The sequence below is a fragment of the Paenibacillus profundus genome, from assembly GCF_021369635.1.
GTDB lineage: Bacteria > Bacillota > Bacilli > Paenibacillales > Paenibacillaceae > Paenibacillus_B > Paenibacillus_B profundus.
On sequence record NZ_JAJNBZ010000038.1, the window covers coordinates 26,784 to 53,590 of the forward strand.

At 45.3% G+C, this 26,807-nt stretch carries 23 protein-coding genes; 15 read left to right on the forward strand and 8 right to left on the reverse strand.

All coding sequences use genetic code 11. The features are described 5' to 3' along the window. The first annotated feature begins 282 nt into the window (after window positions 1–282). From LQV63_RS27000 to LQV63_RS27015, 4 genes are all read left to right on the forward strand, one after another. Window positions 283–2,283, forward strand: a complete 2,001-nt coding sequence (locus tag LQV63_RS27000) for an AraC family transcriptional regulator (RefSeq protein ID WP_233699005.1) — start codon at window positions 283–285, stop codon at window positions 2,281–2,283. Window positions 2,284–2,404: 121 nt separating this feature from the next. Continuing rightward, the gene (locus LQV63_RS27005; protein WP_157259438.1) at window positions 2,405–3,397 is read left to right on the forward strand and encodes a helix-turn-helix transcriptional regulator; all 993 of its coding nucleotides are present in this window, start codon (window positions 2,405–2,407) and stop codon (window positions 3,395–3,397) included. Between the two features lie 75 nt (window positions 3,398–3,472). Further along, on the forward strand, window positions 3,473–4,108 hold the full coding sequence (locus LQV63_RS27010) for an ABC transporter substrate-binding protein (protein ID WP_233699006.1): 636 nt from the start codon (window positions 3,473–3,475) through the stop codon (window positions 4,106–4,108). Between the two features lie 238 nt (window positions 4,109–4,346). Further along, complete coding sequence (locus tag LQV63_RS27015) at window positions 4,347–5,768, forward strand: copper amine oxidase N-terminal domain-containing protein (RefSeq protein ID WP_233699007.1); 1,422 nt, start codon at window positions 4,347–4,349, stop codon at window positions 5,766–5,768. Between the two features lie 107 nt (window positions 5,769–5,875). On the opposite strand, the gene LQV63_RS27020 is transcribed toward LQV63_RS27015, so the two are convergent. From LQV63_RS27020 to LQV63_RS27040, 5 genes are read right to left on the reverse strand one after another with little or no spacing between them, the layout of a single operon-like run. Further along, entirely contained in the window at window positions 5,876–7,090 is a 1,215-nt protein-coding gene (locus LQV63_RS27020) for a M24 family metallopeptidase (protein WP_233699008.1), read from the reverse strand. Between the two features lie 27 nt (window positions 7,091–7,117). Next, complete coding sequence (locus LQV63_RS27025; protein ID WP_019419666.1) at window positions 7,118–7,876, reverse strand: amino acid ABC transporter ATP-binding protein; 759 nt, start codon at window positions 7,874–7,876, stop codon at window positions 7,118–7,120. A gap of 15 nt (window positions 7,877–7,891) precedes the next feature. Then, window positions 7,892–8,536 carry an amino acid ABC transporter permease gene (locus tag LQV63_RS27030; protein WP_019419665.1) on the reverse strand — a complete coding sequence of 215 codons (645 nt, stop codon included), beginning with the start codon at window positions 8,534–8,536 and terminating at the stop codon, window positions 7,892–7,894. Between the two features lie 27 nt (window positions 8,537–8,563). Next, entirely contained in the window at window positions 8,564–9,388 is an 825-nt protein-coding gene (locus tag LQV63_RS27035; protein WP_233699009.1) for a transporter substrate-binding domain-containing protein, read from the reverse strand. A 58-nt stretch (window positions 9,389–9,446) separates the two neighbouring features. After that, window positions 9,447–10,028 (reverse strand): TetR/AcrR family transcriptional regulator, encoded by a 582-nt coding sequence (locus LQV63_RS27040; RefSeq protein ID WP_233699010.1) that lies wholly within the window; start codon window positions 10,026–10,028, stop codon window positions 9,447–9,449. A gap of 318 nt (window positions 10,029–10,346) precedes the next feature. On the opposite strand from LQV63_RS27040, the gene LQV63_RS27045 reads away from it, so the two are divergent. The 5 genes from LQV63_RS27045 (at window position 10,347) to LQV63_RS27065 (ending at window position 13,714) form a co-directional block, all read left to right on the forward strand. Then, window positions 10,347–10,703 carry a hypothetical protein gene (locus tag LQV63_RS27045; RefSeq protein ID WP_157259437.1) on the forward strand — a complete coding sequence of 119 codons (357 nt, stop codon included), beginning with the start codon at window positions 10,347–10,349 and terminating at the stop codon, window positions 10,701–10,703. A 327-nt stretch (window positions 10,704–11,030) separates the two neighbouring features. Further along, window positions 11,031–11,759: an SMI1/KNR4 family protein gene (locus tag LQV63_RS27050; RefSeq protein WP_233699011.1), complete on the forward strand. Its 729-nt coding sequence runs from the start codon at window positions 11,031–11,033 to the stop codon at window positions 11,757–11,759. Window positions 11,760–11,793: 34 nt separating this feature from the next. Beyond that, on the forward strand, window positions 11,794–12,240 hold the full coding sequence (locus LQV63_RS27055; protein ID WP_233699012.1) for an Imm63 family immunity protein: 447 nt from the start codon (window positions 11,794–11,796) through the stop codon (window positions 12,238–12,240). 45 nt (window positions 12,241–12,285) lie between these two features. Next, window positions 12,286–12,693, forward strand: a complete 408-nt coding sequence (locus tag LQV63_RS27060) for a hypothetical protein (protein WP_233699013.1) — start codon at window positions 12,286–12,288, stop codon at window positions 12,691–12,693. Window positions 12,694–12,703: 10 nt separating this feature from the next. Beyond that, a complete protein-coding gene (locus LQV63_RS27065) occupies window positions 12,704–13,714 on the forward strand; it encodes an SMI1/KNR4 family protein (protein ID WP_233699014.1) in 1,011 nt (336 codons plus the stop codon). A 210-nt stretch (window positions 13,715–13,924) separates the two neighbouring features. Here the strand turns inward: LQV63_RS27065 and LQV63_RS27070 are convergent, their stop codons facing one another. Continuing rightward, complete coding sequence (locus tag LQV63_RS27070) at window positions 13,925–14,428, reverse strand: hypothetical protein (protein ID WP_233699015.1); 504 nt, start codon at window positions 14,426–14,428, stop codon at window positions 13,925–13,927. A gap of 133 nt (window positions 14,429–14,561) precedes the next feature. Between LQV63_RS27070 and LQV63_RS27075 the strand changes: the two genes are divergently transcribed. After that, window positions 14,562–14,888, forward strand: a complete 327-nt coding sequence (locus LQV63_RS27075) for an antibiotic biosynthesis monooxygenase family protein (RefSeq protein WP_233699016.1) — start codon at window positions 14,562–14,564, stop codon at window positions 14,886–14,888. Between the two features lie 239 nt (window positions 14,889–15,127). On the opposite strand, the gene LQV63_RS27080 is transcribed toward LQV63_RS27075, so the two are convergent. Further along, a complete protein-coding gene (locus tag LQV63_RS27080) occupies window positions 15,128–16,225 on the reverse strand; it encodes a M48 family metalloprotease (protein ID WP_233699017.1) in 1,098 nt (365 codons plus the stop codon). 322 nt (window positions 16,226–16,547) lie between these two features. On the opposite strand from LQV63_RS27080, the gene LQV63_RS27085 reads away from it, so the two are divergent. After that, window positions 16,548–17,708, forward strand: a complete 1,161-nt coding sequence (locus LQV63_RS27085; protein WP_233699018.1) for a DUF6348 family protein — start codon at window positions 16,548–16,550, stop codon at window positions 17,706–17,708. Window positions 17,709–17,919: 211 nt separating this feature from the next. On the opposite strand, the gene LQV63_RS27090 is transcribed toward LQV63_RS27085, so the two are convergent. After that, the gene (locus LQV63_RS27090; RefSeq protein ID WP_233699019.1) at window positions 17,920–18,696 is read right to left on the reverse strand and encodes a Cof-type HAD-IIB family hydrolase; all 777 of its coding nucleotides are present in this window, start codon (window positions 18,694–18,696) and stop codon (window positions 17,920–17,922) included. Between the two features lie 179 nt (window positions 18,697–18,875). Here LQV63_RS27090 and LQV63_RS27095 point away from each other — a divergent pair, with 179 nt between their 5' ends. The 4 genes from LQV63_RS27095 to LQV63_RS27110 all read left to right on the forward strand — a co-directional run bounded on the left by LQV63_RS27095 (window position 18,876) and on the right by LQV63_RS27110 (window position 26,190). Beyond that, window positions 18,876–20,795, forward strand: coding sequence for a hypothetical protein (locus LQV63_RS27095; protein WP_233699020.1), 1,920 nt, complete (start codon window positions 18,876–18,878; stop codon window positions 20,793–20,795). 421 nt (window positions 20,796–21,216) lie between these two features. Further along, window positions 21,217–23,955 carry a WD40 repeat domain-containing protein gene (locus LQV63_RS27100; RefSeq protein ID WP_233699021.1) on the forward strand — a complete coding sequence of 913 codons (2,739 nt, stop codon included), beginning with the start codon at window positions 21,217–21,219 and terminating at the stop codon, window positions 23,953–23,955. A gap of 635 nt (window positions 23,956–24,590) precedes the next feature. Beyond that, entirely contained in the window at window positions 24,591–25,376 is a 786-nt protein-coding gene (locus LQV63_RS27105; protein WP_233699022.1) for a MerR family transcriptional regulator, read from the forward strand. Window positions 25,377–25,434: 58 nt separating this feature from the next. Beyond that, window positions 25,435–26,190 (forward strand): SDR family NAD(P)-dependent oxidoreductase, encoded by a 756-nt coding sequence (locus LQV63_RS27110; RefSeq protein WP_233699023.1) that lies wholly within the window; start codon window positions 25,435–25,437, stop codon window positions 26,188–26,190. Window positions 26,191–26,807 lie beyond the last annotated feature (617 nt).

The following is a 26,807-nucleotide window of genomic DNA, read 5'->3' on the forward strand; positions in this document are numbered from 1 at the left end:
TATGAACAATGACGCAGGGTTAGCCTTTCTGATTCGTACAACGCACAGAAAGGGACGAACGCCGCATGCCAAGCAAGATCGTGAGTGAGACGCTCGATTGTTCGCCCATACGTATTATGATGAAGTTGCTGGATTGGTGCTGAGCGATGCCCGGCCCGATGATGATGCGCGGGAGATAGCGCCGATATTTATTGAAAATGATAACTATTATCAACTATAATAAAAATGGTTGACCATTGATGTACAGGCGGATCAAGACTGCCGAGGAGTTGATTGAACATAATGCGGTTACGCGAACAGCTTGTACTGTGGAATCAGGCATCCATTAAGGTGATGGATATTCGTCATATCACAATGAGAGCCAACGAGGAACTTCGCTCATATCCATTGCCAGCCAGCAGTTTCTTTTATACCGTGAACGGCAGCGCGAACATACAGTTGGATGACGTGATGCACCAGGCCAACCCATTTTATATCGTACATGGCGGAAAAGGCTGCTGCGTAGACATTTTTCCGACGGAAGAGGCTTTCGAATACTATATTCTATACTATAAAGCGTCAATTTCGCCTCGTGTCCACCAGAGGTTCGGCAAGATGCTGGAGCGAAGCAATCCATTTCTTATCCAGTATGGATTTGCGCCGGGTCATCCTATTTCATTGCTGCGCAGTGTACAGCTCATGCATAAGGAGTGGGAGGAGAACGGGGAGCTGGAACAGTTCCACGTGAAGGCGCTGTTCCATCAATTTGTATACGAGCTGCTATGGCAAATTCACAGCCAGCATATACCGACACGAAAGGCTGATGTGGTGGCACAAGCAATCCAATATGTGCATAGGCATTATGCTGACCTCATTACGATGGAGAAGCTTGCAGCAATGCTGGACAGCAGTCCGCGCCATCTATCCAGGTTGTTCAAGCAGCATACTGGCAGCAGCCCCGTGGATTACGTCATTCAGATTCGCATGGACAAGGCGAGGGAACTGCTCCTTTCAACAGGAGCGAACTTGCAGGAGATCGCAGAGAGTGTCGGGTATTCAGACAGCTATTATTTTGCGAAAATGTTCAAAAAACACGTGGGAGTCGCGCCAATCCGTTATCGCACGGAGAACAGAGGAAAGTCATGTCCGAATGTGCCATCTGCTGTGGCTCGATATGACATTGTGCAGCAGACAAGCCGCTATTATAGTGAATATGAGAATCATTATCACTATAAATCGGGGGGAAACCTATCTATGCATGACAGTCGAACATCTTCTGTGGCGGTCACTCTATTGCTCTGCCTTACTCTATTGCTTAGCGCTTGCTCGACAGGAACGACAGGGAGCACATCCTTGAACGGAAGCGCACAGTCCACACAAGCAGCATCGAATCACACTTCGGAAACACCAGTTGCCGGCAACGCAGATAACAAGCAATCAACAGGGACAGCAGAACAGCCCAAAACCAAAATTGTGTCCACCGTCAAAGGCGATGTAGAAGTGCCGGTTAATCCGAAGCGGGTTGTCGTCTTATATTTGCTTGGTGATGTGCTTGCTTTTGGCGTGGATCCTGTGGGTATCTCAGACGTGTATAAAGGGGCAGCATTTGAAAGTGAATTGGCAGGCATTCAATCATTGGGTGAATGGTTCCAGCCAAGTCCCGAGGCAGTGCTTGCGCTTAACCCAGACTTAATTATCGTTCCTTCCGAAGAAACCTATGCAATGCTCAATCAGATTGCGCCTACGGTTTATTTGCCCTATGAGCAAATGTCTTTAGAAGAACGCTTGAAGAAGCTCGGAGAAGCCTTGGGCAAGGAAGGCGGGCAGTCACAGGCTTTGCTGGACAACTTCTACGCAAAGGTGGTACAGAGTAAGCAGAAGCTGAAGGAAGCTGGCATATTGGACAAGACGGTATCCATTATGGAAGGTGGCGAGGGCAACATGGGTGTCATCTCCAGCAAGCAATATGGTCGTGGATCACAGATAATATATGAATACTTGGGGATGAAGGCTCCGGCAATTATTCAGAAGGAAATAGACAAGAACGGTGAGAAACCAGCGACTCTGCTTCCTGCCTCTATGGAAGTATTGCATGGATTTTCCGGAGATTACATATTCCGCTCCGCGTATGAAGGAATGGAGGATCTTTCCGACAATAAAATTTGGAACAGCATACCGGCTGTGAAGGAAGGCCGACTTATCGACATAAGCTTCGGACTGTCCTACTATAATGACATTTATTCACTAGATAAGCAGCTAGATTACATTGTGAACAGTTTGCTGGAAGCTGCTAAGGCTAAATAACAATCGGATATCGAGAGTAGGGCATCTGTCTTGCGCAGGTGCCCTTCACGCATTGCTGGCATATCGCAGGAGAAGAATGCATGGAGAATTGAAATTTGGATGCGAGAGAGGAGATGATGCGTTGAACGTCAATGAACATATATGGCTATGGAACCTCGCGTCGATTCATGTGCTTGACGTCCGCCATGTCATGATGGAACTTGGGGAGCAGCTGCTGTCCTATCGCCTGCCGGCGAGTGCTTTCTTGTATGCGACGAAAGGAAGCGCGCAAGTATGGCTGGATGATGTTGTACATATGACGGAGCACTTTCATGTCTTTCATGGAGGCAAGGGGACATGTGTGGATATTGCCGCCGGAGAGAACTTTGAATATTACTTAATTCTATACAAAGCAATGGTTCCTGTGATTGGCGGACGCGACATTGTACAGCTGCTGGAGAATGAGAGGCCATTTGATATCCAATATGAGTTCCCACCTCAGTATCCTCTTGCCTTGTACGATTCGATCAGTCTGATGAATCAGGAATGGAAGCAGGGAAGCGCACTGGAGCAACTGCATGTTCGCACGTTATTCCTCCAATTCGTGTACGAGCTGCTATGGCAAATGGATAGGCACGGCATTACAACCGTGAAACCGGATCTGATCACACAAGCTATACGTTATATACATGATAAGTACCCTGAATCGTTATCACTGGATTCGATTGCTCAAGCGTTGAACTACAACGTTCATTATTTTTCCAGAAAATTTAAACGCCAAATGGGACAAAGCCCAATCGCTTACTTGATTCAGGTTAGGATGGAACATGCGCAGAATCTGCTGCTGAATACGAATGCGACGCTGCAGGAAATTGCGGAACGAGTTGGATACACAGACTTGTATTACTTCATCCGGATTTTCAAGAAGCATGCGGGGCTATCCCCAGGAAAATATAGGGATTCTATGTTGAATATGAAAAAGGTTCCGGAGCGTCCATTCAGCAGGTTCAGAACCCCCATTGTGAAGCGAAGTCCTAAGCGATATAGTATGGATGTATGTGAGAATCATTATCGTATTGCAAGGCAATCCGATCGGCGATTTGCTGGCACTTGGCATACAACCGGTCGGGATTGATCGTCGGTTTATTGAAGGTTCGGATATAAGGATAAGGAGCATATACCAGCGAAGGATATCGGCTATCCAACGAATATGGAGACCGTTCTTTCCCTGGATCCAGACTTGACCGTGCTATCCTATATTTTAGACAAGGAATATGAGGAAGCATCCAAGATTTCTCCGGTCGTCGTGTTCGACGGGGCTTTGCCTATGAAGGAACGCTTCCCCATCATTGCGGATATAGTGGGGAAGAAAGCGGAAGCAGAACAACTGCTAGCGAACTACAATCACAAGGCTGAAGCGATGTGGAACAATTTGCGGGACAGCGGTAAGTTAGCTGCTGGTGAGACGGCCGTTGTACTTCAGTATTTCTGGAATCGCTCGATGTATGTGATGAAGACAGGTGGACTTGCTGAACTGCTTTATCAGCCTGCTGGGTTCGCGATGGATGCGAAGGTGAAGACATTAGAGCCTAATAGCGGTCCCTATATTGAGGTGGCTGAGGAAGCCATACACGAAACACTGATCGGAGACCATCTTTTTGTACTGTACACGGGCGATAAAGAGGCTAAGAAGTCATTTGACGAATTGGTGAAGTCTCCATTGTGGAAATCACTCCCTGCAGTAAAAAACGGCAACGTTCATTTTATGGAGGACAAATGGAATAATAATGACATGATGACGAGCGGCATGCTGCTGGATGAATTCCCTAAGGTGATATCTCCGTAAGTCAAGAAGCGGCCAAATCTCTGTCAAGAGAGAGGTCGCTTTTTATTTTATTGATGAATATCGAATGGATACTCAGCACAAATAAATCGTTTCATTTTGTTATGAATAAGAGGATATGGGAATTGCTGCGTGGAGCATCGGCTTATCGTAGTGGATAATGGGTACGGTTGACATGGTTAGATAGTAGCCAGGAAAAAAGGAGAGGATATCCATCCGACATCGTTCTTTCATTGCAGGCTTGCTATTAGTTTTGCTGTTCATTCCCATTTCATCTTCAGCAGATGCCAGTGGGTTCGATGTACAGAAGCATTACTTAGACATTGCTTATTCCTTTAATGATGAGGGGTACACATTCAAGGCCAAGACGACTACCGTCGACTATACGACGGGAAGGATGGCAACCAAGGAAGAAGTCATCCCGGAACTGGCAGAGTGGACCAAGCCAGGACACTTCTATGAGCTGCGGACAGATATAGAGAAAAAACCAGGCACGTATTTGATGTACGGGGTGCTATACGAGCGTGACAAGCCAGATACGGAGCGGGTGTTATTCTCTTATCAGTTTCAGACGCATGAATTTCGGGTAATTAAGCACCTAAAGAGCGGAGAAGGGACCTGGCTGCAACCGTTCATTAGTCAAGGCGTGTATGAAATTGTCCATCAGGATGGGAGCGCGGCGATCTATTCGCTAGCAACCGGAAAATATATTAACAAAGCTGTTGGAACCGTATCTGCATATAGAGGAGAGTTCTTGTACCTGCCGACCGTACAGTATGGCGATCTGCTTTTCTACGATAACAATCAAAAAAGTTACATACACCTGAAATCGGATGGTAAGCTGATTAAGTTGGAGCGGCCAAGTCCTACAGATGAAAATGTTCAATATTCAAGGAAAGTTGGTAAGTCTACTTATCGCAGATATAAGAAAGGATCCGAAGTTCGAGTGGAACTAGTTGCGCCTAGCGGCAAAGTAACGGTTCTCAACACGGTGAATCTGAACATTCGCAATAGCTGGCAATGGACTTACGAGATGTTCTCCCCGCAAGGGAAGTATGTAACCACGTATAAGATATTGAGCAAAGAATCTTCCCGCTTGGAAGTATTCGATACCGATACGGGCAAAAAAATAAATAGTATGGTATTTCAGACGCGGGCACGCTTTTCAGATTCTTATTTGTATTGGCGGCGAACAGGCAGTGATCATATTGTGCAAAGCGCGATGAGTGCAGATTATTATTTTAATTTGAAAAATGGAGTCTACGTTCGGGAATCGAACAGCGGCACAAGCTCCAACTGGACATATTCCTCGTTTCCAGATTCCTTGATGGTTGAGGAAGATCCGATTGCGATCAAGTACAAAGACCAATTCGTCCAGTATACGGGACAAGGAACCTTTGTCAGTAAGAATAGTCAGGAATATGTGCCGGTGCGGGCGTTAATGAAGACATTGTCAGGTACGTTAACGTCGAAGAACGGAGTGACAACGCTATCGTTCAATCAGAAAAAGCTTGCTTTGGACAAAAGTAAAATAATTACGTGGGATAGTCAAACCTATTATCCGCTCCGGGATATTACCAAGGCTTTTGGCTTGCAGATGAAATTTCGCAATTCACGAGCCAATTATGTCGCTAACGGATATCCGGAAATCGAAATCTACTAACCTTCAGCTAATGGAGGTTGAGAGGCTCCCAAAAAGGTCAGAAGGACAGCGCTTTGCCGTCTTTCTGACCTTTTTCAACAGACATTATTGGCAGCATAGCAGGGGAGCTACAGCGAGATCAGATCCCGGGACAGCTTGTTCAGCCGCTCGCAGCCGTTGTCCGTGACCAGCACCATGTCCTCGATCATGATCGAGCCAATACCGTGGCCGTAGTACGGCGTCTCCAGACAGATGACCATGTCCGGGAGAAAGACGGTATTCTCCGAAGGACTCAGGAACGGGGCTTCCTCGGCCGCGAGGCTCAGTCCTGCGCTGTGCCCCAGATGGCCCCGGTTGTAATTCGGGAGACCTGAGCGGCGGATCAAAGGCATCACTTCGTCGAACGCGCGCTTCATCGGCAGGCCTGGCTCGATTAGCTCCAGCAGCCGATCGTGTCCGGCCCGCAACGCGCCGTATATGCGCTTCACCGTGTCCGAAGGAGAGCCGAGCACGAAGGTGCGGGCAATGTCCGAACCGTAACCGGCCACATCGACACCGACATCGAATTTGATCAAGTCGCCCGGCTGTCCCGGACGCGTATCGAAAATATGCGCAGGGGCGAAATGCGCGCCGACGGAAATCATGTGGAAGCGGGATGACGCCCCGTCCGCATGGGTTAGCAAAGCGAGCCGGAAATGGTCGGCAATCTCGGCGGCCGAGCTGCCAGTCCGGATTCCCTTTATCGTTTCGGTGATGCCAATTTCGGCGTAAGCGCAGCTCTTGCGCAGTTGCTCGATTTCCCAAGGCGTCTTGCGTGCGCGCAGCTCGGTCAGTACCGCGCTCGCTTCCGTCAGATCAAGATCCGGTACAGCTTCGCGTAACGCATTCACGGCAGGATATCGCATGGAGCTCATCTCCACAGCTGCCTTGCCGCTGCTTATTCCGTTTTCAGCCAGCACCTGCCGCAGGAGCCCGAACATCTCCTGCACTTGATGGTTTACAGGCCGCCGCCCCTCGTACTTGACGCCGCGCAGCCCAAGCGGATCGTCTACGTCGACCCAGGTCGGATACGTTCGAAGCTCGCATTGGGGCAAATCTTCCGGTACGCCCGCGGCCTCAAACTCATTCATAATGATGACTGTCCGGCGGGTCGGGTCGCGAAACATAACAGCCAGCGCAACTTCGCTCATGCGCAATGTATACATGAACGTGCTGGGGTGGCCGGACAAGTAGTAGAAATTTTCGCAGCTCGATGCCACAAGAGCTTCTACATTTTCCTTCTCCATGATCGCTCGCGCCCGTTCCGCGACATTCTTCAAATGCTCTGCTTTGCCGTGAACCACACTGTCAACTCCTTCGAATCTTTCTCGTTATTCCGTTTCCGGTTCGCTCGCGAGCTGCCGCAAAAACTTGCGAGCCCGCTCCGTCTGCGGCTGAACGAAAAATTGGTCAGGCGAACCTTCTTCCTGGATTTTTCCGTCGCTCATAAAAATAATCCGATTCGCCACTTCCCGCGCAAACTTCATCTCGTGGGTGACGACGATCATCGTCATACCTTCCGTGGCAAGCTGCTTCATGACCGACAGCACTTCTCCCGTCAATTCGGGATCCAGTGCGGATGTTGGCTCGTCGAACAGCATGATTTGCGGCTGCATGGCGAGAGCCCGGGCAATGGCTACCCGCTGCTGCTGGCCGCCGGACAGCCGGGAAGGATATTCATTCTTTTTGTTTAACAGTCCCACTTTGGCGAGCAGAGACTCTCCGGTTTCGACGGCCTGTGCTTTGCTCCTCTTTTTTACAATCGTGGGGGCCATAATGACGTTCTCCAAGGCGGTCATATGCGGAAACAAATTAAACGACTGGAACACCATGCCGGTTAACGTCCGAATGTGCCGTACCGCTTCCTTCTTAGCCGATGCGTCCATCGAGGCGTTCCAAGTTGCATCGCCCACCCGGATCGATCCTTCGTCAGGCACCTCCAGACCGTTCAAGCAGCGCAGCAGCGTGCTTTTGCCAGAACCGCTCGGTCCGACCAAGACCACGATTTCTCCGGAACGAATATGCAGATCGATATCGCGGAACACGACCAGATCGCCGAAGCTTTTGCCAAGTTTGTTTACCTCAATCATGTAAATCACACGTCCTTAATATGCTTTTGACAAACGCGTCTCCATACGGTTCAGAATCGAAGAGAAGAACACGCTCATAATCCAGTACATGAGCGCAATGGCCACATAAAAAGGCATGGCGACATAATATTGCGCAATTAGCAGTTGCGCGGAGCGCAGCAACTCGGTCACGGTAACGACGGACACGAGCGACGTCTCCTTCAGCATTCCGATAAACGTATTGCCGAGCGGCGGAATCGCCACGCGGGCCGCCTGCGGCAGCACAACCCGCCGCATCGTCTGCCACGGCGTCAATCCTAGGGATAGAGCGGCTTCCGTCTGCCCATTGGACACGGATAATATCGCGCCGCGGAACGTTTCGGACAAGTATGCGCTGATGTTGATACTAAGTGAAATAAAGGCCGCAGTGAGCGGCCCAAGCGTAATCCCGAAATCGGGCAGTCCGTAATAAATAATGAAGATTTGCACTAGGATCGGTGTTCCCCGAATGATGGAAACGTAACCTTTGGCCAAATTACGGACGAACCAATTTCCTTTCAAGCGGGCAATGGCGACGATCATCCCGATGAGGAGTCCGAAGAACATGGAAACGATGGTGATCAAGAGTGTGTAGTACGCGCCCGTTAATAGAAATTGAAAGTTTTGTGTAACGAGTTCCATTTCCTGTACCCTCCCGGTTCGTATGAATTAAAAGTTCGGATTCACGCCAAACCATTTTTGGAAAATCTCTTTAAATGTGCCGTCGGATTTCATCTCGGTGAGCGCTTTATTGATTGCATCGAGCAGCTCCGGATTGTTTTTGCGGATCGCGATTCCGGCGAAATCCTCTTTGATCGGCTCTCCGACCGCCTTGACGTCGAAGTGATTTTTCTCGATAAGCGGCTTGATGGCGAATACGTTATTAATGGTCGCGTCGATGCGGCCGACGTTCAAATCTTGCAGGGACGTGATGACATCGTTATACGTGGCGATTTCGAACGTACCGACTTTTGGCATCGCGACGTCACGCAAATATTTCTCATCGTTCGTGCCGAGCCCGACGCCAATCTTTTTGTCTTTGAAATCTTCAAGTTTCTCGATCGTCGTATTATCGCTTTTGACGAGGACATTCACGGCGTTTTTCACGTAAGGCGTCGAGAAATCCATCTTTTGCTTGCGATCCTCCGTAATCGTTACTTGGCTTACAAGCGCATCGTATTTATCCTTCTGTAGTCCTTCGACCAGCCCGGAGAATTCGCCGGTGATGAACTCCACTTCCACGCCGAGGCGTTTCGCCACTGCTTTAGCGACATCCGCATCGAAGCCGTCGACCTCGTGCTTGTCGTTTAGGAAGTTGTACGGGGCATAGGTGCCCATGAGCCCAACTCTGATTTTTCCGGCCTTCTTGATTTGCTCGAGCGCGTTTGCGGCGTTCGCATCTTGGGCCGCCTTGCTTCCGCATGCAGCGAGTGCGATAGATAGAACAGTGAGCAGCAAAGCGGCTTTGACGAATTTTTGCAGTTTGACAGACATGATGATAGCCTCCATTATTGTACGACCTCTTATGGGGTCTTCATATAAGTAAAATGGGTTATCCGAGCAACCCCCGGAATTCGAACTTAGCGGTTTCTTCGGCTATTTCAGATGGGGAATAGACGGACTTAAAATCAACCTCGTGCATCGGTCCGAACAACCATTTGGATAGCACGCCCGTAATTAAACAGACAAGAATGTTGGCCCGAAGCGACAGATCATTCGTACGGGGAAGCATCCCTAGCTCCATAGCCCGCTGAATGTTGTTCTTGAACGCTCCTTCGAACGCAATCCACGTTTGCGAGACAGCTTCCCGCACTGGAGGGTCGGCACCCTGGCCTTTCATGAGCAGCAAAGCCATCAGATCCCGGTCCCGGTCGGCGAATGTGAACAAATCCGTGAGCAGCCGTGCGGACGAACTGACCATATCGTCTATCGTGCCTGCGTGCTTGCGGTAGCCTTGCTCAATCACCTTAATCAGTTTCTCTTTTCCGTCTTCGATTAATTCCAGCACGAGCTGTTCTTTGCTTTGAAAATACCAGTAGAACGTTCCTTGCGACACTCCTGCGGCTTTGACCACATCGGATATTTTAGTGCTGTGATATCCCTTGCAGGCAAATATCTTCAGAGCGGCGCTCATCAGTTGATGACGGCGCTCCTGATCTTGCTTTGGTGCGGCAGCCAGCTTCCATCGCCCCTCTCACTTAACTGACGAGTCAGTTAATGATAATTCCGATGGGATTACTATATTTTAAAGTTATCTTTGTGTCAAGCCATATTTTTAAAAGTGTTGGACCATGCCTCGCACTTATCATGCGAAGCTTATACAGTCATTTCTGGACGAGATGAAAGAGCGAGTGCACAACTCAGTCTTAAGGGGGCAGATATCATGAATGAAAAGTCTTAGTTACTTGATAAATTCAACGAATGGAACCGTTTTGTTCTCCAAATTATAAATATGGAATGGCAAACACCAATTGATGGAGGAAAATGGACGATTCATGACATCGTCAGCCACATTATGCTGTGGGATAAATACTTTTATGAAGAAGCCATCTATCCAATCGCAAATGATAAACAAATGACGGTTAGTCATCTTGATTTTGATGCATTTAATAAAGAGGCAATCGAATATGGAAAAACGATAACAAAGGATGAATTAATCCAATTAACAACTCATTATCGCAATCTATTATTGGAAAGTGGGTTGATGCGTGAACTGAATGTTGATAGGGTTGCTGCTGACATAGAAAGCTGGTGCTGTAAACGAACAGTCACCAGCTTTTTTGTGCCGAAACTTCAATATTTTCTGTAAAGGGAACCTTGCCCCGTTTTTGTCCTTCCCCATAGTTCTTCATCCGAAAGGGTAGTTTGAATCAGCTCGACAGGGACGCCTTCATCATTAATGATGGCAACAAATAATCATCAATCGGCTCATATGGCTTTGGTTGTTTTCATAGTTTGATGATTGTTGTATAATGGAAATGCATGTAGGGAACTAATGTTCGCAAAATGTTTTAGCAGCTTCGTTCGCAGGACTCTCGAAAACAACGCTAGAATTGGTATTATAAAATACATATCGGCATCACCAGTTGAAGCTCTGCTCTGACCAAGAGACTTCCCTAAGAAAGGCGGTTCGAACATGTATATTGTATCTCAACAGTTGACTCCCGTTCCGTCCGGTTTGATCCGTCAAGTCGAACAAGACATGCGGGTTGCTTTTCCCGATGAATATAGCTGCTTTCTCCAAGAATACGGCGAAGGCACGTACAAAGGCTGGTTCAATATACAAGCGCCCGACCCTGAAGTATTGCGGCCGTTTGCCGAATATGGTCTGTGGGAGCATGATGAGACAAGCCCGATAACACAGGAACAGATTCGCCAATGCGTGGTCATCGGGACAACGATTGACGGCGATTTTCTTGCTGTGCATCCGCAGGTAGAGGGGATGGTGTGGCTGCCGAGACATTCCGAGACAATTGGGGTCATACCGTCCAGGGCTGCTTCCTATACGGACACGTTGGACCGAATCTATCAAGAGACGTTCGACGATGACGAGTCTGTGCCGGCTTATTTTGAACCATGGAATGATACGAAAAAACATGCCTTTTTTCTGTTCACTCCCGAGAACGACAGCAGCCTGACCTTGCGTGAACTGGGCAAACGCTGCCGGGACTTTTTCAAACCGGATCTGCTGATCGAAAATGAAAACATAGGTAAGGTCTTCATACGGGAACTGGGTGGCTACATCCGATTGAATTATGCCTACGGCCGGGAAGTTGCGGTTTTTTATGAAGAGGAAGCGGCTGAGCGGTTCCGGGAGATCGCCCATTTTCTGCTGCAAAATCATTGCCGCACCGCTCAATGGTGAGCTTACGAGGCCTTAAGGGAGGAAGCGCTTATCTATGATGCATACTGAACTGGAAATCACGAATATGATCTTCCGCACGCTCCGGCAAACGTCCATTTACGATGACTCCTATGAGAAAATGGTTACTCAGCCGTTTCAGTGTGATTATTATGGCGATCTTAGTCCATGTGTGAGGATCAAAGAACAAGAGTATGAGCTTGTTATGTATGAAAGAGGCGTGCAGATGCTAAGCAAAACCACGAAAAATGTGGATGACGTGCTCTATTGGATTTTGGAAGAGACTCTGAACACGATCGCCCATGTGAAGCTGTTGCGCAAATCTAAGGCGGACAATGTGAATACCCGCTTAACATACACCAAGGATATTGTTAATGAGCTGACAACCATGGTCAATCAGGCATTTCATGACATTGGCGGTATCTACGAGGAGTGGCACAAGGCTGGCAGACGGAATCAGTTGGAATCGAACCGTCCATTGTGAAGCCGGAAAAGCACACGGTATGCTGAGATCCGAAGTGAGGGAGTTATGATGAAGGTGGAGTCGCTAGATTATTTACTAGACACAATACACGGAGACCTTTTCTTTGAAAGAGTGTTTTCATCAGAATTAGATTGGGACGATCTGTTAGATAGACGCGACGCAGGTGAATTCGATGAGAACTGGACCGTGAACAATGAATTATTAAAAACAGTCGACGTCAAAATGTTTTCCGACTCCGAAATTGACCGTCTGCGGGAATTCGTATTTAAGAAAGTCTTCGCTATCACGCAACACTCCGAGCTGGCGGGCTACGTTTCAGATGATTTCGGTTTGATTGGAGAGGCTGTGCAAAGAAATGCCTTCCGTCCTTGGGTTAGAGGGTTGATGAATCATTATATAGAAGGAAAATTTCCGACATCTTCGAGAGAAGACGAGGATGAAACCCATGAATAGAGGTGGCATAATGGGCCAAGAACTAATGAAGCATTTCGAAAGAATCGAATTTACCCATTTCTGGGATGATTCTGATTACGCACTAGAGGAATATGTTGACGAACCGCCGACAGATGAGCTCATTGCTTCTATCGAGGAGGAACTCGGCTACAAGCTGCCGGCGTCTTATATTGCGATGATGAAGATACATAATGGCGGGATTCCGGTGAATACCTGCTTCCCGACAGACGAAGCAACCTCTTGGGAGGTGGAATATATTTCCATTACAGGGATTATGGGAATTGGACGCGAGAAGCCGTATTCCTTAGGCGGGGAGTTCGGCAGCCTATTCATGATTGAAGAGTGGGGTTATCCCGACATCGGCGTTGTTATTTGCGACTGTCCTTCCGCCGGCCATGATGTGGTAATGCTCGATTATCGGGCATGTGGCAGGGACGGGGAGCCTGCGGTAGTCCATGTCGATCAGGAACAAGATTATGCCATTACGTTTCTAGCTCCCAGCTTCGCCGCTTTTATTCAAGGGCTGGTGAATGAGGAGGAGTTCGATACTTCCGAGGAGGACAAGCAGGAGGACTTGCGGAGAGTAGCTCACGGTCAATTTTCACCGTTGCTGTCGGAATTATGCGCCAATGTTGTTGAAGTGGAGCATATAGAAGGTGTCATCCGGACGATATGCGCAGAAATCGTAGAAGAGAAGGGGCATTTTTCATTTCATGCAGATGAACGGTCGATGTTGATGTACGATCTGCAATTTTGGCTGTATACGAAGGCGTATCCGCAGACTACCCGGGAGCAATACTTGGCCATATATGAGAAGATGATTGCTTTTGGCGGTGCATTTGGCACGGGAGGCTATGCGCCGGCTTTTATTACCGATTGGCTGGATGCTCGATTGCAGCAAGGCCAGATTACGGACAGCTACGGCATACTGAGGTTTACAGCATCAGCAGCGCAACAATTGATCGGGCGACTGATTGCCGTTGTTGTGGCTGATGTGCACGATGAATTCTCTCGAACCTGAAAACGGCAGTTTTCCCGCTTACAGTCGGGGGTGCCCGACAAGCCCGTTTTTTTCAGTCAGGTGAACGTTGGGAAAGTCATTATGAGTCATGGTATCTGAATAGTCGGAACACGCGAAGGGCAAAGGCTTGGATCGGAGGGCGTAACTTATCGCATTCATTGACGATGGAGCGTGGCTAACACCCTTCGCACAGTGTTCTGATTATCCTATTCATACATCATGCCAAGTATGATGTAATGTAGTCTCCGAAATCGGATAGAAGGGGATGACTGCTTCATCGTTCCAGACAAAAAATAATTGATCCTCATTTCGAGCTACGGTGGCTTTACAGCCGTATCCTTCGTACGTCCCCATATAATTAGAATAAATTCTCTCATCGAGAGTATAGGATTGCGGACGAGGTGGAACAGATATTTGCTCCCCAAACCGTATCCCTGTTAATGACTCAGTAAGTTTGAACACGGGAACAAAATCATAATTCGTCAACATAATTACGGTAGTGTGGTCATCTGGGAAGCCGTAATTAAAAACATTGGATTGAAGGGCAAGGTCCATCGTCGTTTTCGATACTAATTTTTCAGAGTACAAAGCTTGATCCCATTTGTACAAAACGTCGACTGTTGAATACATGGCCCCTGCAGAGAAGCTGGAACTCATATCCATGTACTCGCACTGGATGAAATCTTCCCAATTGGAATGATACGGCGAACTCATTTTGTTGATTACCTTTTTGTTGTTGTCGATTCTGGTGTTCTCCATCCCGAGAGGTCGGGGCAGTTTAATTGAAAAGAGTATCTAAAAAAACTATAATATATTTTTAAAATTAAACGGATTGGAGGAATTAAAAATGAGTGGTATTGTAAAAACTCCTCAACCACCCTATTATGCCGTGATATTTACTTCACAGCGAACTGATGGTGACAAAGGTTATGGAAAAATGGCAGAAAAAATGGAAGAATTAGCTTCTCAACAGAAAGGTTTTTTAGGTGTAGAAAGTGCTCGTGACAATGAATTGGGAATTACAGTTTCATATTGGGATTCTTTAGAGGCCATAAAGAATTGGAAAGAAAATTCAGCCCATAAAGTTGCACAAGAAAAAGGTAAAGCAGAGTGGTATACGAACTACTCAGTGAGGATTGCTAAAGTAGAGAGAGCTTACTCTTTTGAAACGTAATTTTATCTTAAGCAAACGGGTAGCTTTACTTAAATATTCGAAAGTCGAAGTAGTTAAAATATAATAGACTTGGTTCTACTGAAAAAGAACCAAGCCTATTTTTTATTTCGGTGTAAATCAACATTAAAGTTTAACAGAGCCATTCTATTAAACACAAAAACACCGGCATTAGCCGGTGTAAGCTTGTTGAGTGAATTTCCGTTTCTGTCTATGTCGACTTAAAGAGCTTGGAGGCTTCATCAAAATGTCGCCCGAATATCATCCAACAGATAGCGCTGGCTCAATTTCTCCAATCGCGCGAACTCTTCCTCCAGTTGACTTTTCAGTTTACTGTCAGGCACATATTGGGGCGTCAGTACCTGATGCTGCTGCAGACTGAGTATTCTGTACTGGGTCGGAGGGTGAGTGGAGTCCAGTTGAACAGCGATGGAATCGCGAATTCGTTGTATTCGCTTCTGCTCGCTTGCAGGTACGTGCTCCATCTTTTGCCGGAATTCCCCGAACAAATCCGAAGCATAGCGATATCGAGCCACTCGCTCTGCCGTCAACCAGAACACAGGAGCGAAGTGTAGCTTGCTCAAGGCAGAGCTAGCGGCATCTGTTCCCGCGACCTGACCAGCAACTCTGTCAGCCAAATACTCGGCTCGTTGGCTCTCATCCCAGACCGCTGCACCTAGAAAGTAATACAGGATGAAAATGAGATTAGCCAGCTGCAGTTGGGCATAACGAATCGGAGTGGAGAGCGGTCCGAGCTTTTCGTCCTCTTCGCAGTATGGAAGCACAAACTCGTACCAGGAAGCCATAATATACATCGCAGACCCGATAAACCATGTGCGGGTAACATCCTTATGCGCATGATGAGCGGTTTCGTGGGCGAGTATAGCGATTTTCTCAGGCAGATTCAACGCGGAAAACAAAGGCACCCCAATCCCGATTACCTTGGTTTTGCGTCGGGTGATCATTGTAAAATACGCATTAAATGAATTATCCATTCGAATCACGTCGATGGGCGGCGCTTGAACGGCTGCAGCAATGTCATCCAGCAGGCGGTACAGTCCAGGATATTCATCCCGTCGTAAAGGCTGGCCCGAATGCTTCCGCCTGTAGGGCAGCATGAGTACGATGAAAATGAGAAACAGGACGAAGGCAAGCTGGGTAAACATTAACGAGTTGCTATAAAAAAACCAATTAACCGCAACAATCGGTATGCTGAAGGTAGCCGCATGGATCAGTCCGGCTAACAGATAGGCGAATGCTTTGCTCCAGGTAAAGGGGTACGCGATCCGATCGGTTTGCAAATTCTCCTCAAGCAATTGATGTGACTTTTTGATACCCATGCGAAAGTTAATCCGATCAAAGAGGGCGAGCGAAGATACATGCCTCCAATTCGGATCGATGTTCCAATTGCATTCCTCGCACTAGGTTACGTACCCCGGCACGACTTCCATTCGGTGCTCGCATTCGGGACAGGATTCCGTCGTATGGTTTGTCATTTTTCCACTCCATAATGATGAATTAATAGAAGCATGCTGTTCCCTTATTATTTATCGGTAAAAGACACCAAAGGAAAAGGGTTGTCCTGCATTGGGTGATTATTGGCTTAAAGATGTGGTATTCTTTGTAGTAAGTCAGCATGTATCGAGAGAGGAGCTGCAAGCGATGAGCGAAGAGAGAGAAGAATGGTTAGACTTGGATGATGAGAAAATTGAGGATCCTGGACATTTCCTGCTGCACCGCGGGATGAGAGGGATTTTTGAGGCGGAGGAGATCGTAGAGGGAGATCGGATAGTTATTCCGGAATGGGAGCTCACGATTCGTCCTCATGTGGCAAGATGGTCAGATCAATCCGTTATGCTTCAGTTTCAATTGAGTTCTCCGAAATGGGATCGCGATATATTCGAAACCTCGGCAGGCATTGGCAGCAGCTTAAAAAATGCCCTTGGCATGGCAATCGGCGGTTTTGCATTTTCGTTAATGGAGGGTATCGCATCAATGGAGCAAGATAGGGAACCTGACCAGCTCCACACGACATACGGGAACACTGTACATAATTGGAAGGTTTATAAAAGTAATATCGTTGGTCTGGGCGAGTCATCAGATGAGATGCGTGAAACCCCATATTGGGAAGCGCTCAAGGATGAGATTGCGAAACGGGTTGGCAACCAGAAGCTTTGTTATATTAAAATCTATGGTGCTAAAAATGGTGACGATATTACCGGCGAATGCCGCATTAATGATATTCCAAGCCCTGAGCTGGGCAATATTGTAGCAGAAATGGTAAGCAAGTGGCAGGTAGAAGAATTTGCCTCACAAAAGCAATTTATTTTTTTGCAGCAGTCTGAGGAGACGTACACACCGTATCCATATGAAGCCGGGCACATTGCTGCTGCTACTCGGACAGCTGTTCACATGTTCATGGAGTGTGACACGCAGGAGCGGTATGACGAATTTCCGGAGAGATTAGCTGAGCGCTTGCAGGATACTAACTTAGCGGAGGAGCTGTATTCTTTTTTACCTGAAATTTGTGCAGAGCATGCCTTCGAGAAGCTTACATATACCGAGGAAATGTCGATGCTTAAGGGCGAGGAGTCCTTTAGTATTTATCGGACTCAGCTTGCCAGCTATTATCTAATTTATGATGCTTTGTTTGAGGGCTTTCGTACGGAGCAATTTGATGATGAGGTATATAAGCAATACATCGGTGTCAGTTCAATATACAGTGTTATTTGCAATGCCAGAGAGCAGGGAGCGGATTTGGAGGAAAATGGCGGCGTGCTGACGCTTTCCTTTGCGATGTCAGACCATTATCAGTTTAGATGAACAAGGGATGCGCGCGCATCCATCATGATAGAAACTTCTGTCTTCGGTAATGGCAGGAGTTTTTTTCATGGAAATAAAGGTTGAAGCGGGTATAAAGTTGAGCACGGATAAAGCCGATAAAATCGTAGCATCTCGACGAAGAAGCAAGCATACCGCGCACAAAGGGGGTCAAACGGACAATAGCCCGCTAACCCCCTTTTGCCATATAAACTTATGAAATTAAACCAGCATGCCGCAGCCCTTGGCGGATTCCGCCTTCATCTACGGAAGAGGTGATGTAATCAGCATAAGGCAACAGTTGTGGATGAGAGTTGCCCATCGCGATTCCAAGCCCCACTTGCTGGAGCATCTCCATGTCATTGAGTCCGTCGCCAAATGCGACGGCATTCTCTGGAGTCAGGTTCAAGCGTCGCAACATGGCTTCTATTCCGATGGCTTTGGAGCCGCCTTTTATCGTTACGTCCATCGCTTTTGGATGCCAGCGTATCAATCGAAGGTCGTCGAACACATGGTCATACAAATGCTCATCTTGCGCTTCGCAATGGAGGAACGCTTGATAGATATCTGTTTTACTCCAGAACTCAGGATCAAATCCAGGCTGCTCAACTCGAAGGGAATCTATAGATTCCACTACAAATGGATGAGATTCGGAATTAGCATAAAACTGCTCATTGCCTTCAAACACAAGGGGGTGATGGTTGCGACTTGCATATTCAACAAGCTTCTCTACACTGCCGCGCGGAAGAGGGCGTTGATATAGAGGTTCCCCCTTATAAACTACATAGGCTCCATTTAAGCTAACAAAAGATTCAATATGAAGCAGCTCGGCAAGCGGCTTAAAGAAGTAAGGGGCACGTCCCGTTGCGATCACAGGTTCAATCCCGTTTTCTTTAAGCTCAGCGATCGCCTCGATTGTGTCTTGCGGCACTCGTTTCTCATCATTAACCAGTGTGCCGTCGATGTCAAAAAATACAACGTTATAACTCATGTCAGGTCTCTGCTCCAATCTCTGTCTATGTCGATGCTGTATGCTTCCAGTGTAACATTGATTTGGGTCTGCAATAAATAGCTTAGTTTGAACAATGTGTACCAAAGCTCAGCTCAGTTCAGTTCGATGTAAAAACAAGCTGGGATATTTAATAGAAGCAGCAGGGGGAATACAGCGATATGAAGGTAAACCAATTATCCATGCAAGCGAATGAATTCATTCAGCAATGTGATAGAAGAACAACGATCACAGACAAAGAAATAGTAAAAGAATGGCTCAAGCAGAATGGGATTCCTGTCTTCCAGGCTTTACTGGATTTTCAGGAGAAGTATGGAGGGACTAACTATTCCTTTGGAGGAAAGCTGAACCACAGTTGCACATTAGATGTAATGAGGCATTCTGCAACGGGCTGCGGCATGCCCAAGGTCTTCAAATATAAGGACCAATATATGGTGGAATGTCTCCATTTTATCTATGAGGGCGTCCATAAAAGCGGTTATATGGACCGTGCCGGAAAATTGTATTATGTAAACTCAGGGAACCCTTATCCTTTCGTGAACAATATACAGGAATTGTTGGAGAAGCATGCGATTTATTACCGTTTATTGCAGAAGCAAAAACAATGGGTGGTAAGAGAACTTTATGAGTCCGATGTTACTGCATGGCTCTCCAATGCGGAGCAGAAACCTATCCCTTTGTTAGAGGCAAGTCAAGAAGATTCCACGTGGTGGCAAAGTCACGATGGCAAATTATTTGTATCTATTCATCGTGTTGCGGGGTCACGTTTTGCAGCTAAAGCGTATGCTGCGGATGCTGCTGTTTTGCAGCAGCATGGTCTTTCCAGCAATTTGTCACTCCAGGGATTCCCTTTTTCCTGCTATTATGACCCGGAGAAAGAAACCGTTGAAATGGAGAATACGAAGGAAATCTATTGCTTCAATCAGCGATTATACAGAACCTGCAATTATTCCAGAGTTACTATTCAACAGGTGAAGGAAATCAAGGAGGTGCCTTTGTATCTATCGGGGCAAAAGGATATTAAAGTAAAAAATCACGTGGAAGAGTTTTTGCTGAAGCTTCCAAATCTTGTACTCCCTACAGATGATTATGATCCTTCCCTGATTGAGTTTGCTAGGCAGAGTGGGGATGAAATGATATTAAAGCTAATCTCTTATTTAGCTGATATGAAGCATCCGGACGACAGAAATAGAAGAACACCGGCAGAACATAACCTGGATCGATTGTTATACCAAGAATATTTGCGGCGTATGTCTGTAGTAGCGGAAGGGCAACCGGTAAAAGTAAACCCATTATTTTTTTACCCTTATCATATAGCAAGAGCTCCAGAAGAGTTCGATATAGAAAATGATTATTTCGTAATAAAAAGAATGAGGCATTCCTATGTACGATCCATTAGCAAGTTGGCGTTTTTTTATATGAAGTGTGCGCAGCAAGGAAATGAAGCTGCTTCTCAAGCCTATCGCGTATATGAACCGCTGCTGCTGTTGTATTGTCTAGGAGGTTATATTCTCAAGGAGCATGGTTTTATTGAGGTGGGCGGCGGGGCATTCCATCAGCACAGTTGGCAGCTACTCATTGGCAAAGAGCCCATTGACATCTATCGGAGGGCCACTGAAGCTTGGGAACAGCGGAATTGGGAGCACGCGATAGCTCAAATTCAACGGATCAAATGGGCAGAGAAGAACGTCGCTCAGTCCCGTGTAAGCGATGAGATGTGGAATGTGGCGTTTGCTCGCATAGAACGTAAAATCGGGATCGATCCTTCCGAGTTTGCATTTCGGTCCGTTGATGAACAGCAGCTAGTATTTAAGCTTTTTGCAGCTTACCCTGAATTACGCAGAGTACAAGGCACCCTTGCTCACTGGATTTGTGACAGCTATCTTCAATGGGCGGTATTGCTGGATCGGAAGCACCCTGTTGCGATGAAGTATCCATGCTTGTATGAACCGTTCATTGAACTGCTGCGTGATGAGAATCAGGCAGAGGCGTGGGAAGAACAGACGATGCTGTTGATTGCATTGCTGGAGCAGGAATCTATATTAAATTATGCTGATGCCTTACGGGGTAACGACCATTAAAATTCTACATAACGATTGGAGTACTGGCGATGGGATTGGACTTTCAGTTTGTTGTGGTGATGAAGGATAAAAATCGTTGCTGCGATATGGAAATACGTAGAGGAGCACGGTGGAAATAAAGATGATTATATTATTGCTCATTTCGGGATTCCGTCTCGATTCACCGCTGGTTTATTGGACTGAGCCAGACTGCGGATGCGGTTATGACCTATCTTGATTTGGAATATGAAGGAGAACGGCTCATTTATTATTGGGGTAACGAGATCAACATTGGACTCAAGGGTGAGGGACACTTGGATGTGGGTAAACAGAGGTTTCTTGAAATCATAGAGGCGTATGCTAATCGAACCGTGCATTTTGAGGGAGTTGAAAAATGAACAAGAAATATGGATGAAAGTTTCGAATCATAGGAGGGGAAAGTGTGGGTCAGCGAGCGAATTTGATTCTAGTTAGAAATGGAAGTTATAAGTTGTACTATAGTCATTGGTGTGCCAATACGTTACCAAGGGATTTATTCTGGGGACCGGAGGAAACCCTTTCTTTTATTGAGGGACAGCAGCCTGCAGAGGGATGGCTTGATGACAGATGGGCAGAAGGCGGAGTAATTATGGATATGGACCATCAGGTATTACTCTGGTATGGCGGAGAGGATATCATATATGATATTCCGCTTAGGCGGCAATTGTTTGCATTAATGCAGCCTTTATGGAGTGGTTGGGAACTAAGATGGGCCAAGGCGGGAATTGTTGATATGGCAATGTATTTACATTATCCGCTGGAGCATGTCAGATCGGTTGAATATACTACGGAATTAACATCATTAATCGAACCAGAGCCCAAAGATGGATTCATTCGCATAATTGCCAGCATCGTATTTCCAAATGGGGAATTGCGGATATTCCCGCTAAGCGGAACATTTGATGAATATTTATTAGCAGGTCCATCCTCATTTATTCAGGCTATAAGCCCGGCATCGGGGCAGCCAGAGCTTCGTGTGGCGGAATGGAGTGAGGACTTCCCGGATCAGGGATTTCATTTGGATACGAGACGTAGAAGCTTGGATATATGGTATGCAGGTGATGATTCTGACATCATTACGCATGTGAAAAAGTGCTGGCCAGACTGGACAGTCACGGATTTGGCTGATCAATATGAGGTACAAATCGTTCTAACTGGAAACGCTGTTATTTTTTCTCCACAATCTCAAAGTAAGCTTATCAGTCAGTTACAGGAAATGCTGCTCTACTCTGCTTCAAGCAGTCCTGTAGATAGTATCAAGCTTTTTGCGGATTATCATGAAAAAGCGGGCAGGGAGGTTGAGGTAAACCCGCTGGCTTTGATTGATCATCCGCAGGGGGTTGCCTTTAACACACGCGAGGACAAATTTAAATTTACGCTATCCCAAGCAATGCTTAATCAGGATTGTGATGAAGCTTTAAACTATAATGCAACCGGTTCATTTCATGATACAGTGAGGATATTTGCAAAATATGCTGAAAAGGATTGGCTGTCATCCTCATCACAGCAAAGCTGGCTGATGCATATGCAGGCATTTTTTCTATATATGGAAGCCCTTCTTTACATTGGACAGGTGCAGGATGTAGAAAATATACAATTGGATTTATACAAAAAAATGCATACTGAGGGAACCCAACGTTTTGGATATATCAATTCTTCGTCCGTGTTACTTCAGCTGGTAGAGGGAAGTTTGCTGCTATTTCAGCCTCATGGCAATACCGAACAAGTCATGCGAACATTGGGGCCATTGCTGGAACGGGAGCAATTGATGCCCGAGCATAAGTTTAAAATAACCTATTATATGGCATTGGCTAATATTCAGGATGGTAATTTTGTGGATGCAAAAGCCAAGCTGGCAGAGGGAATGGAGACGAAGGAACCTTTTTGGATCCGTAAATTGCAAGAACTTAACGACAGTATAGAAGAATACGAAAATCCACAGTCCGTATTATTGGAGGGTAAGAAGGGGAAGTGTCCTTTATTTGTGGAGCTGGCTCGTGGTGAGCAATGGGTCGGAGCTACCTCTTTAAGTCCAGATGGCTCTTTAACTGCTGTAATGTATATGGATGGATGGTTAAAATTGTCCAGAACTGCCGATGGGGATGAAATCGCTGCTTTTTCCGATAGTGTCTCTCTTTTTCAAGAGGAGAAGGCCACCAATATGAGTCTTGTGTTTAGTCCTGATGGTCATTTTTTGGCAGTGGGATTAGGTGTAGGCATTGTGAAAATATATGATGTACAGAAGCTTAAGTTGCATGCAGAGCATTTGCACCCGGGACTTGATTGGGAGCAATTAGAGCGAAACGCTTATTATCATGAATATACATATGTGCAGTTTAGTGTAACTGGAAAATATATGGTTATTGTCCCTACTGCTGAGGATTATGACCCGCAAGGGGATGACGGCTATCCAATTCCTTTGTATTACGGTACCTTTTACGTGATCGACTTCAGCACTGGAGAGGTTGTATTGGAGCATAGCTATAAAGAACGAAAAATTGGGGCTATTATGTTTAGTCCGGATGAGCGGTTGATTGCAGTTGGAATGTTTGGTAAAGAAGTCGTTGTGTGGGATATACAATGCCGGAAAACAATATTAGAACGCGATGATTTCGTCTGGCTAGGGCTTGCAGATTGTGTAGGCATGACTCAAACCTTAGCATTTACCGTGTATAGTGACAAACTGGTATATGCCTCTAAAAACGCTAAACTAACGGTGGTCGATCTCCTAGGTGAAGGCTGGAGCCATTCGGTTGCCTTTGAGCATAATTATGTTACTTGTGCTCTTTATGTGGACTCCAAAGATTACATTATTGCCGCTAAATATGCCCATTATAAACCTGTGATCATTACCAGATGGAAAATAGGTGACCCGAAGGAAGAGGTTTTGTTTATTGTCAGTCCCTATGTCGTGAAGGAATTTTCTGTGGATGAAGCTCACGATGAACTATGGGTGAGCAGCACGTCTACTGCAGAGCTTCGAAAATACAGCACTGGAGAGCTGGTTCGTAAATGGACTCCATATTCCTGGTGGTATTCCTATGGTGTGATCTATAATTCAATTTCTGTCAACAGCCAAGCCGGTATGGTAGCAATAAGCCATCAAGAGGGGATTCGGATAGGGCGTTCGCGTAATTTTTAAGTATAAAGCGCACATCGTGTTCTAAAGTGATTTGTGATAGATCAAAAGACTTGGAGGGAACGAAATGAACGAAATGACCATTGAACAAAAAGTGCAACAGTTTATTACAGAGTTAGAAACTCGGGAGAGTATCGCAATAGAGTCTGTAAACTCTTCTGTGTAAACCCTCAATCTATCTATTAAACTAAGAGGAAAGGTTGGATCGAGAGGATGAGCACAGTGGCCCCTAAATTTAGCAAGGATCAAAAAAATTCCAAAGAAAGTAGCTGGATCTCAACTACAATTTTTTCAAAGGAAAAATATTGAAGTACTTTGAGTAAAGTTTCTTTTCAGCTATGGGGAATAATTCCTGTTTTTTAGGACATATAGAGCCTTCCAAAGTGAACAAAAATTGTGGAAAAATTACCTTTTAGGATATCGCTATCTTAAGAGGTGATTTTTTTGTCTATACGGAAACGGCTTAATCAAATAAAGAAGAAAATCAAAGAAGGAAGAGGAACGGGAAGCGTTTCAGAATATATACGGTATCTATTCAGACGTCTCTTCAAGTGGGAGATCCACGTTTTATAAATTGAATTTAAATCCTGTAATGTATATTATAAGTTTAAATAGAATTGATAGTAGGTGATTCATCAGTGAATAATAATTTGCTTCTGATAAAAGAGTTTAGCAAGTTAACTGGCTTATCACGAAAAGCTTTGTATATTTATGATGAACATAATATTTTGAAGCCTGTGTTTATTCATCCAGATAATGATTATCGATATTATGATAAGAATCAGTTACTAACTGCTAAACGAATAAATTTGTTGAAACAAGCAGGATTCACCTTAAATGACATCAGTAAAATCATTCATAGAAAGTTATCAGATGATGAAATAAATAACTTGATAGAAGAAAAGCTTCAACTGGAAATGAATAAGATAAAAGAGGCAAATCAAGCAATTAATAAATTGAAAGAGCTGAATCATGCGATTGCGATTTTAAATAATGAAGTCAATGAAGAGTATCTAGAATCATTGATCGTATATGAATATGAGTTATTACCAAATGAAAATATATGTGTAGCGCTGAATAATTCAGAGGAATTGATTAATGAACTTAATGTTAAAAAAAATGAAAAAATCATCAAATATAAAATGACTGATAATAAAATTCACCCTGTTAGTATCGCCCTACCATTAGAAAATCAGGAATTGAATCAATCGGGAGTGACAAGATATTTTGGTTTTCAAACGCAAAAGTTTTTCTGTGAAATTGATCCTTATCAAGAAGAGTCGGTATTAAAGATAAATGAAATAATGAAAAATAACGAATTAAAGTTATCCGAACCATATATTTATGAACGTATATTAACCCCGGATGATTATCTGTATTCCTCCAAGCGCCTTTCGGAATTTATTTTTCCTTCTAAGTGTTAAGTAGTTGACCTTACCCTTAGGTTAACCTTTAGACTCTCTTTAAAGGAGGGGTTAACACATGAAGAACAATAATTACGCATTGGTAACAGGAGCTTCTAGAGGGATAGGAAAGGCAATCGCAATCCAACTTGCAAATGATGGGTTCAATTTATTATTACATTATAATCAAAATATTGAAAAAGCCAATCAGGTCAAAGAGGAAATTGAATCAATTTGCAGACAAGCAAAGTTAATTCAGGGTGACTTCAATTCCAGTGAAGGAATTAAAGAATTTATTGAGAAAACTAAAAAATTGATAATCCAAGATAATAATGTATCACTGCATACAATCGTTCATAATGCTGGACATGCTACATCAAATGGATTTGGAGAAGTGGACTATGATGAGTTCGATCGGCTATTCAATGCAAATGTTAAAGCACCATATTTTATTACACAATCTCTAATCGGACTTTTAGAATCCAATGGCAGGATAATAAACCTATCATCAGGTGTGACACGTATCGCATTTCCCCATATGATGGTATACAGTATGACAAAAGGCGCAATGAATACAATGACATTTACACTAGCAAAGGAATTGGGTGAAAAAGGAATTACGATCAATTCCGTAATGCCTGGAATCATTGATACGGATTCAACTGCTAACTGGCTGCATACAGAAGAAGGTCAAGAAAATGCAAAGAATATGAGTGCTTTAAAAAGAGAGGGTCAACCAGAAGAAATTGCAAATGTTGTTTCGTTTCTAGCGAGTGAAAAAGCGAGTTTTATTACTGGTCATAATATGGACGTAACTGGTGGAAGTCATTTGTAATGAGTTAAATGGTTTAACTAGAGACCTGATTTATTTAGAACTCAGAATTAGGAATTTTTAAGTGTAATGTGAACAGTTAAAAAAGAATACTCTATGCAGTTAGAAGATGGCTCCTGAATTCGAATTCGTCAGGGGTCATCTTTTTCAATGTCCATTGATAACGCTAGGTATTGTAAAAGTGCACATACGCCTCTATTCGTGTGCGCAGCTCCTCAAGAAGACCTGCTTCGCCGTGTGCAGCATACGTAGCCCGCCAACGTTTAAGGCTTTCTTTAGGCTTGTGGGGATCAAACATATCTACATTCGAACCAATACGTTAATACGTTGTTATACGTAGTTGCTAACCTCCATCCAGATTACTATAAATCCTGTGTTAATTTCATTATATTTATTTATCTCCTGAGCTAGCGAAAACTCGGTCGTCAGATGTATTTCAAGAGGCGGTTTCATACGATACATCTGGGAACCTAACCGCGTCGCGGCCGGGACCCTGGATCCCTTTAGGTTCTCGGGTTCGTGAATGCCATAACGTTATAGGGAATCGGCAAGTGTTCAAAGAAACACTTGAGCATTTTGCAGTAATCTAAGCCCTTGCTACACAAGGACTTTCAGCAATA

Excerpts from the sequence above, each read along its gene's own strand:
- LQV63_RS27000 (WP_233699005.1), top strand. The coding sequence starts at position 283 with ATGCGGTTACGCGAACAGCTTGTACTGTGGAATCAGGCATCCATTAAG.
- LQV63_RS27010 (WP_233699006.1), top strand. The coding sequence starts at position 3,473 with ATGGAGACCGTTCTTTCCCTGGATCCAGACTTGACCGTGCTATCCTAT.
- LQV63_RS27025 (WP_019419666.1), bottom strand. The coding sequence starts at position 7,876 with ATGATTGAGGTAAACAAACTTGGCAAAAGCTTCGGCGATCTGGTCGTG.
- LQV63_RS27030 (WP_019419665.1), bottom strand. The coding sequence starts at position 8,536 with ATGGAACTCGTTACACAAAACTTTCAATTTCTATTAACGGGCGCGTAC.
- LQV63_RS27035 (WP_233699009.1), bottom strand. The coding sequence starts at position 9,388 with ATGTCTGTCAAACTGCAAAAATTCGTCAAAGCCGCTTTGCTGCTCACT.
- LQV63_RS27040 (WP_233699010.1), bottom strand. The coding sequence starts at position 10,028 with ATGAGCGCCGCTCTGAAGATATTTGCCTGCAAGGGATATCACAGCACT.
- LQV63_RS27045 (WP_157259437.1), top strand. The coding sequence starts at position 10,347 with ATGGAATGGCAAACACCAATTGATGGAGGAAAATGGACGATTCATGAC.
- LQV63_RS27050 (WP_233699011.1), top strand. The coding sequence starts at position 11,031 with ATGTATATTGTATCTCAACAGTTGACTCCCGTTCCGTCCGGTTTGATC.
- LQV63_RS27055 (WP_233699012.1), top strand. The coding sequence starts at position 11,794 with ATGATGCATACTGAACTGGAAATCACGAATATGATCTTCCGCACGCTC.
- LQV63_RS27060 (WP_233699013.1), top strand. The coding sequence starts at position 12,286 with ATGATGAAGGTGGAGTCGCTAGATTATTTACTAGACACAATACACGGA.
- LQV63_RS27065 (WP_233699014.1), top strand. The coding sequence starts at position 12,704 with ATGGGCCAAGAACTAATGAAGCATTTCGAAAGAATCGAATTTACCCAT.
- LQV63_RS27070 (WP_233699015.1), bottom strand. The coding sequence starts at position 14,428 with ATGAGTTCGCCGTATCATTCCAATTGGGAAGATTTCATCCAGTGCGAG.
- LQV63_RS27075 (WP_233699016.1), top strand. The coding sequence starts at position 14,562 with ATGAGTGGTATTGTAAAAACTCCTCAACCACCCTATTATGCCGTGATA.
- LQV63_RS27080 (WP_233699017.1), bottom strand. The coding sequence starts at position 16,225 with ATGGGTATCAAAAAGTCACATCAATTGCTTGAGGAGAATTTGCAAACC.
- LQV63_RS27085 (WP_233699018.1), top strand. The coding sequence starts at position 16,548 with ATGAGCGAAGAGAGAGAAGAATGGTTAGACTTGGATGATGAGAAAATT.
- LQV63_RS27090 (WP_233699019.1), bottom strand. The coding sequence starts at position 18,696 with ATGAGTTATAACGTTGTATTTTTTGACATCGACGGCACACTGGTTAAT.
- LQV63_RS27095 (WP_233699020.1), top strand. The coding sequence starts at position 18,876 with ATGAAGGTAAACCAATTATCCATGCAAGCGAATGAATTCATTCAGCAA.
- LQV63_RS27110 (WP_233699023.1), top strand. The coding sequence starts at position 25,435 with ATGAAGAACAATAATTACGCATTGGTAACAGGAGCTTCTAGAGGGATA.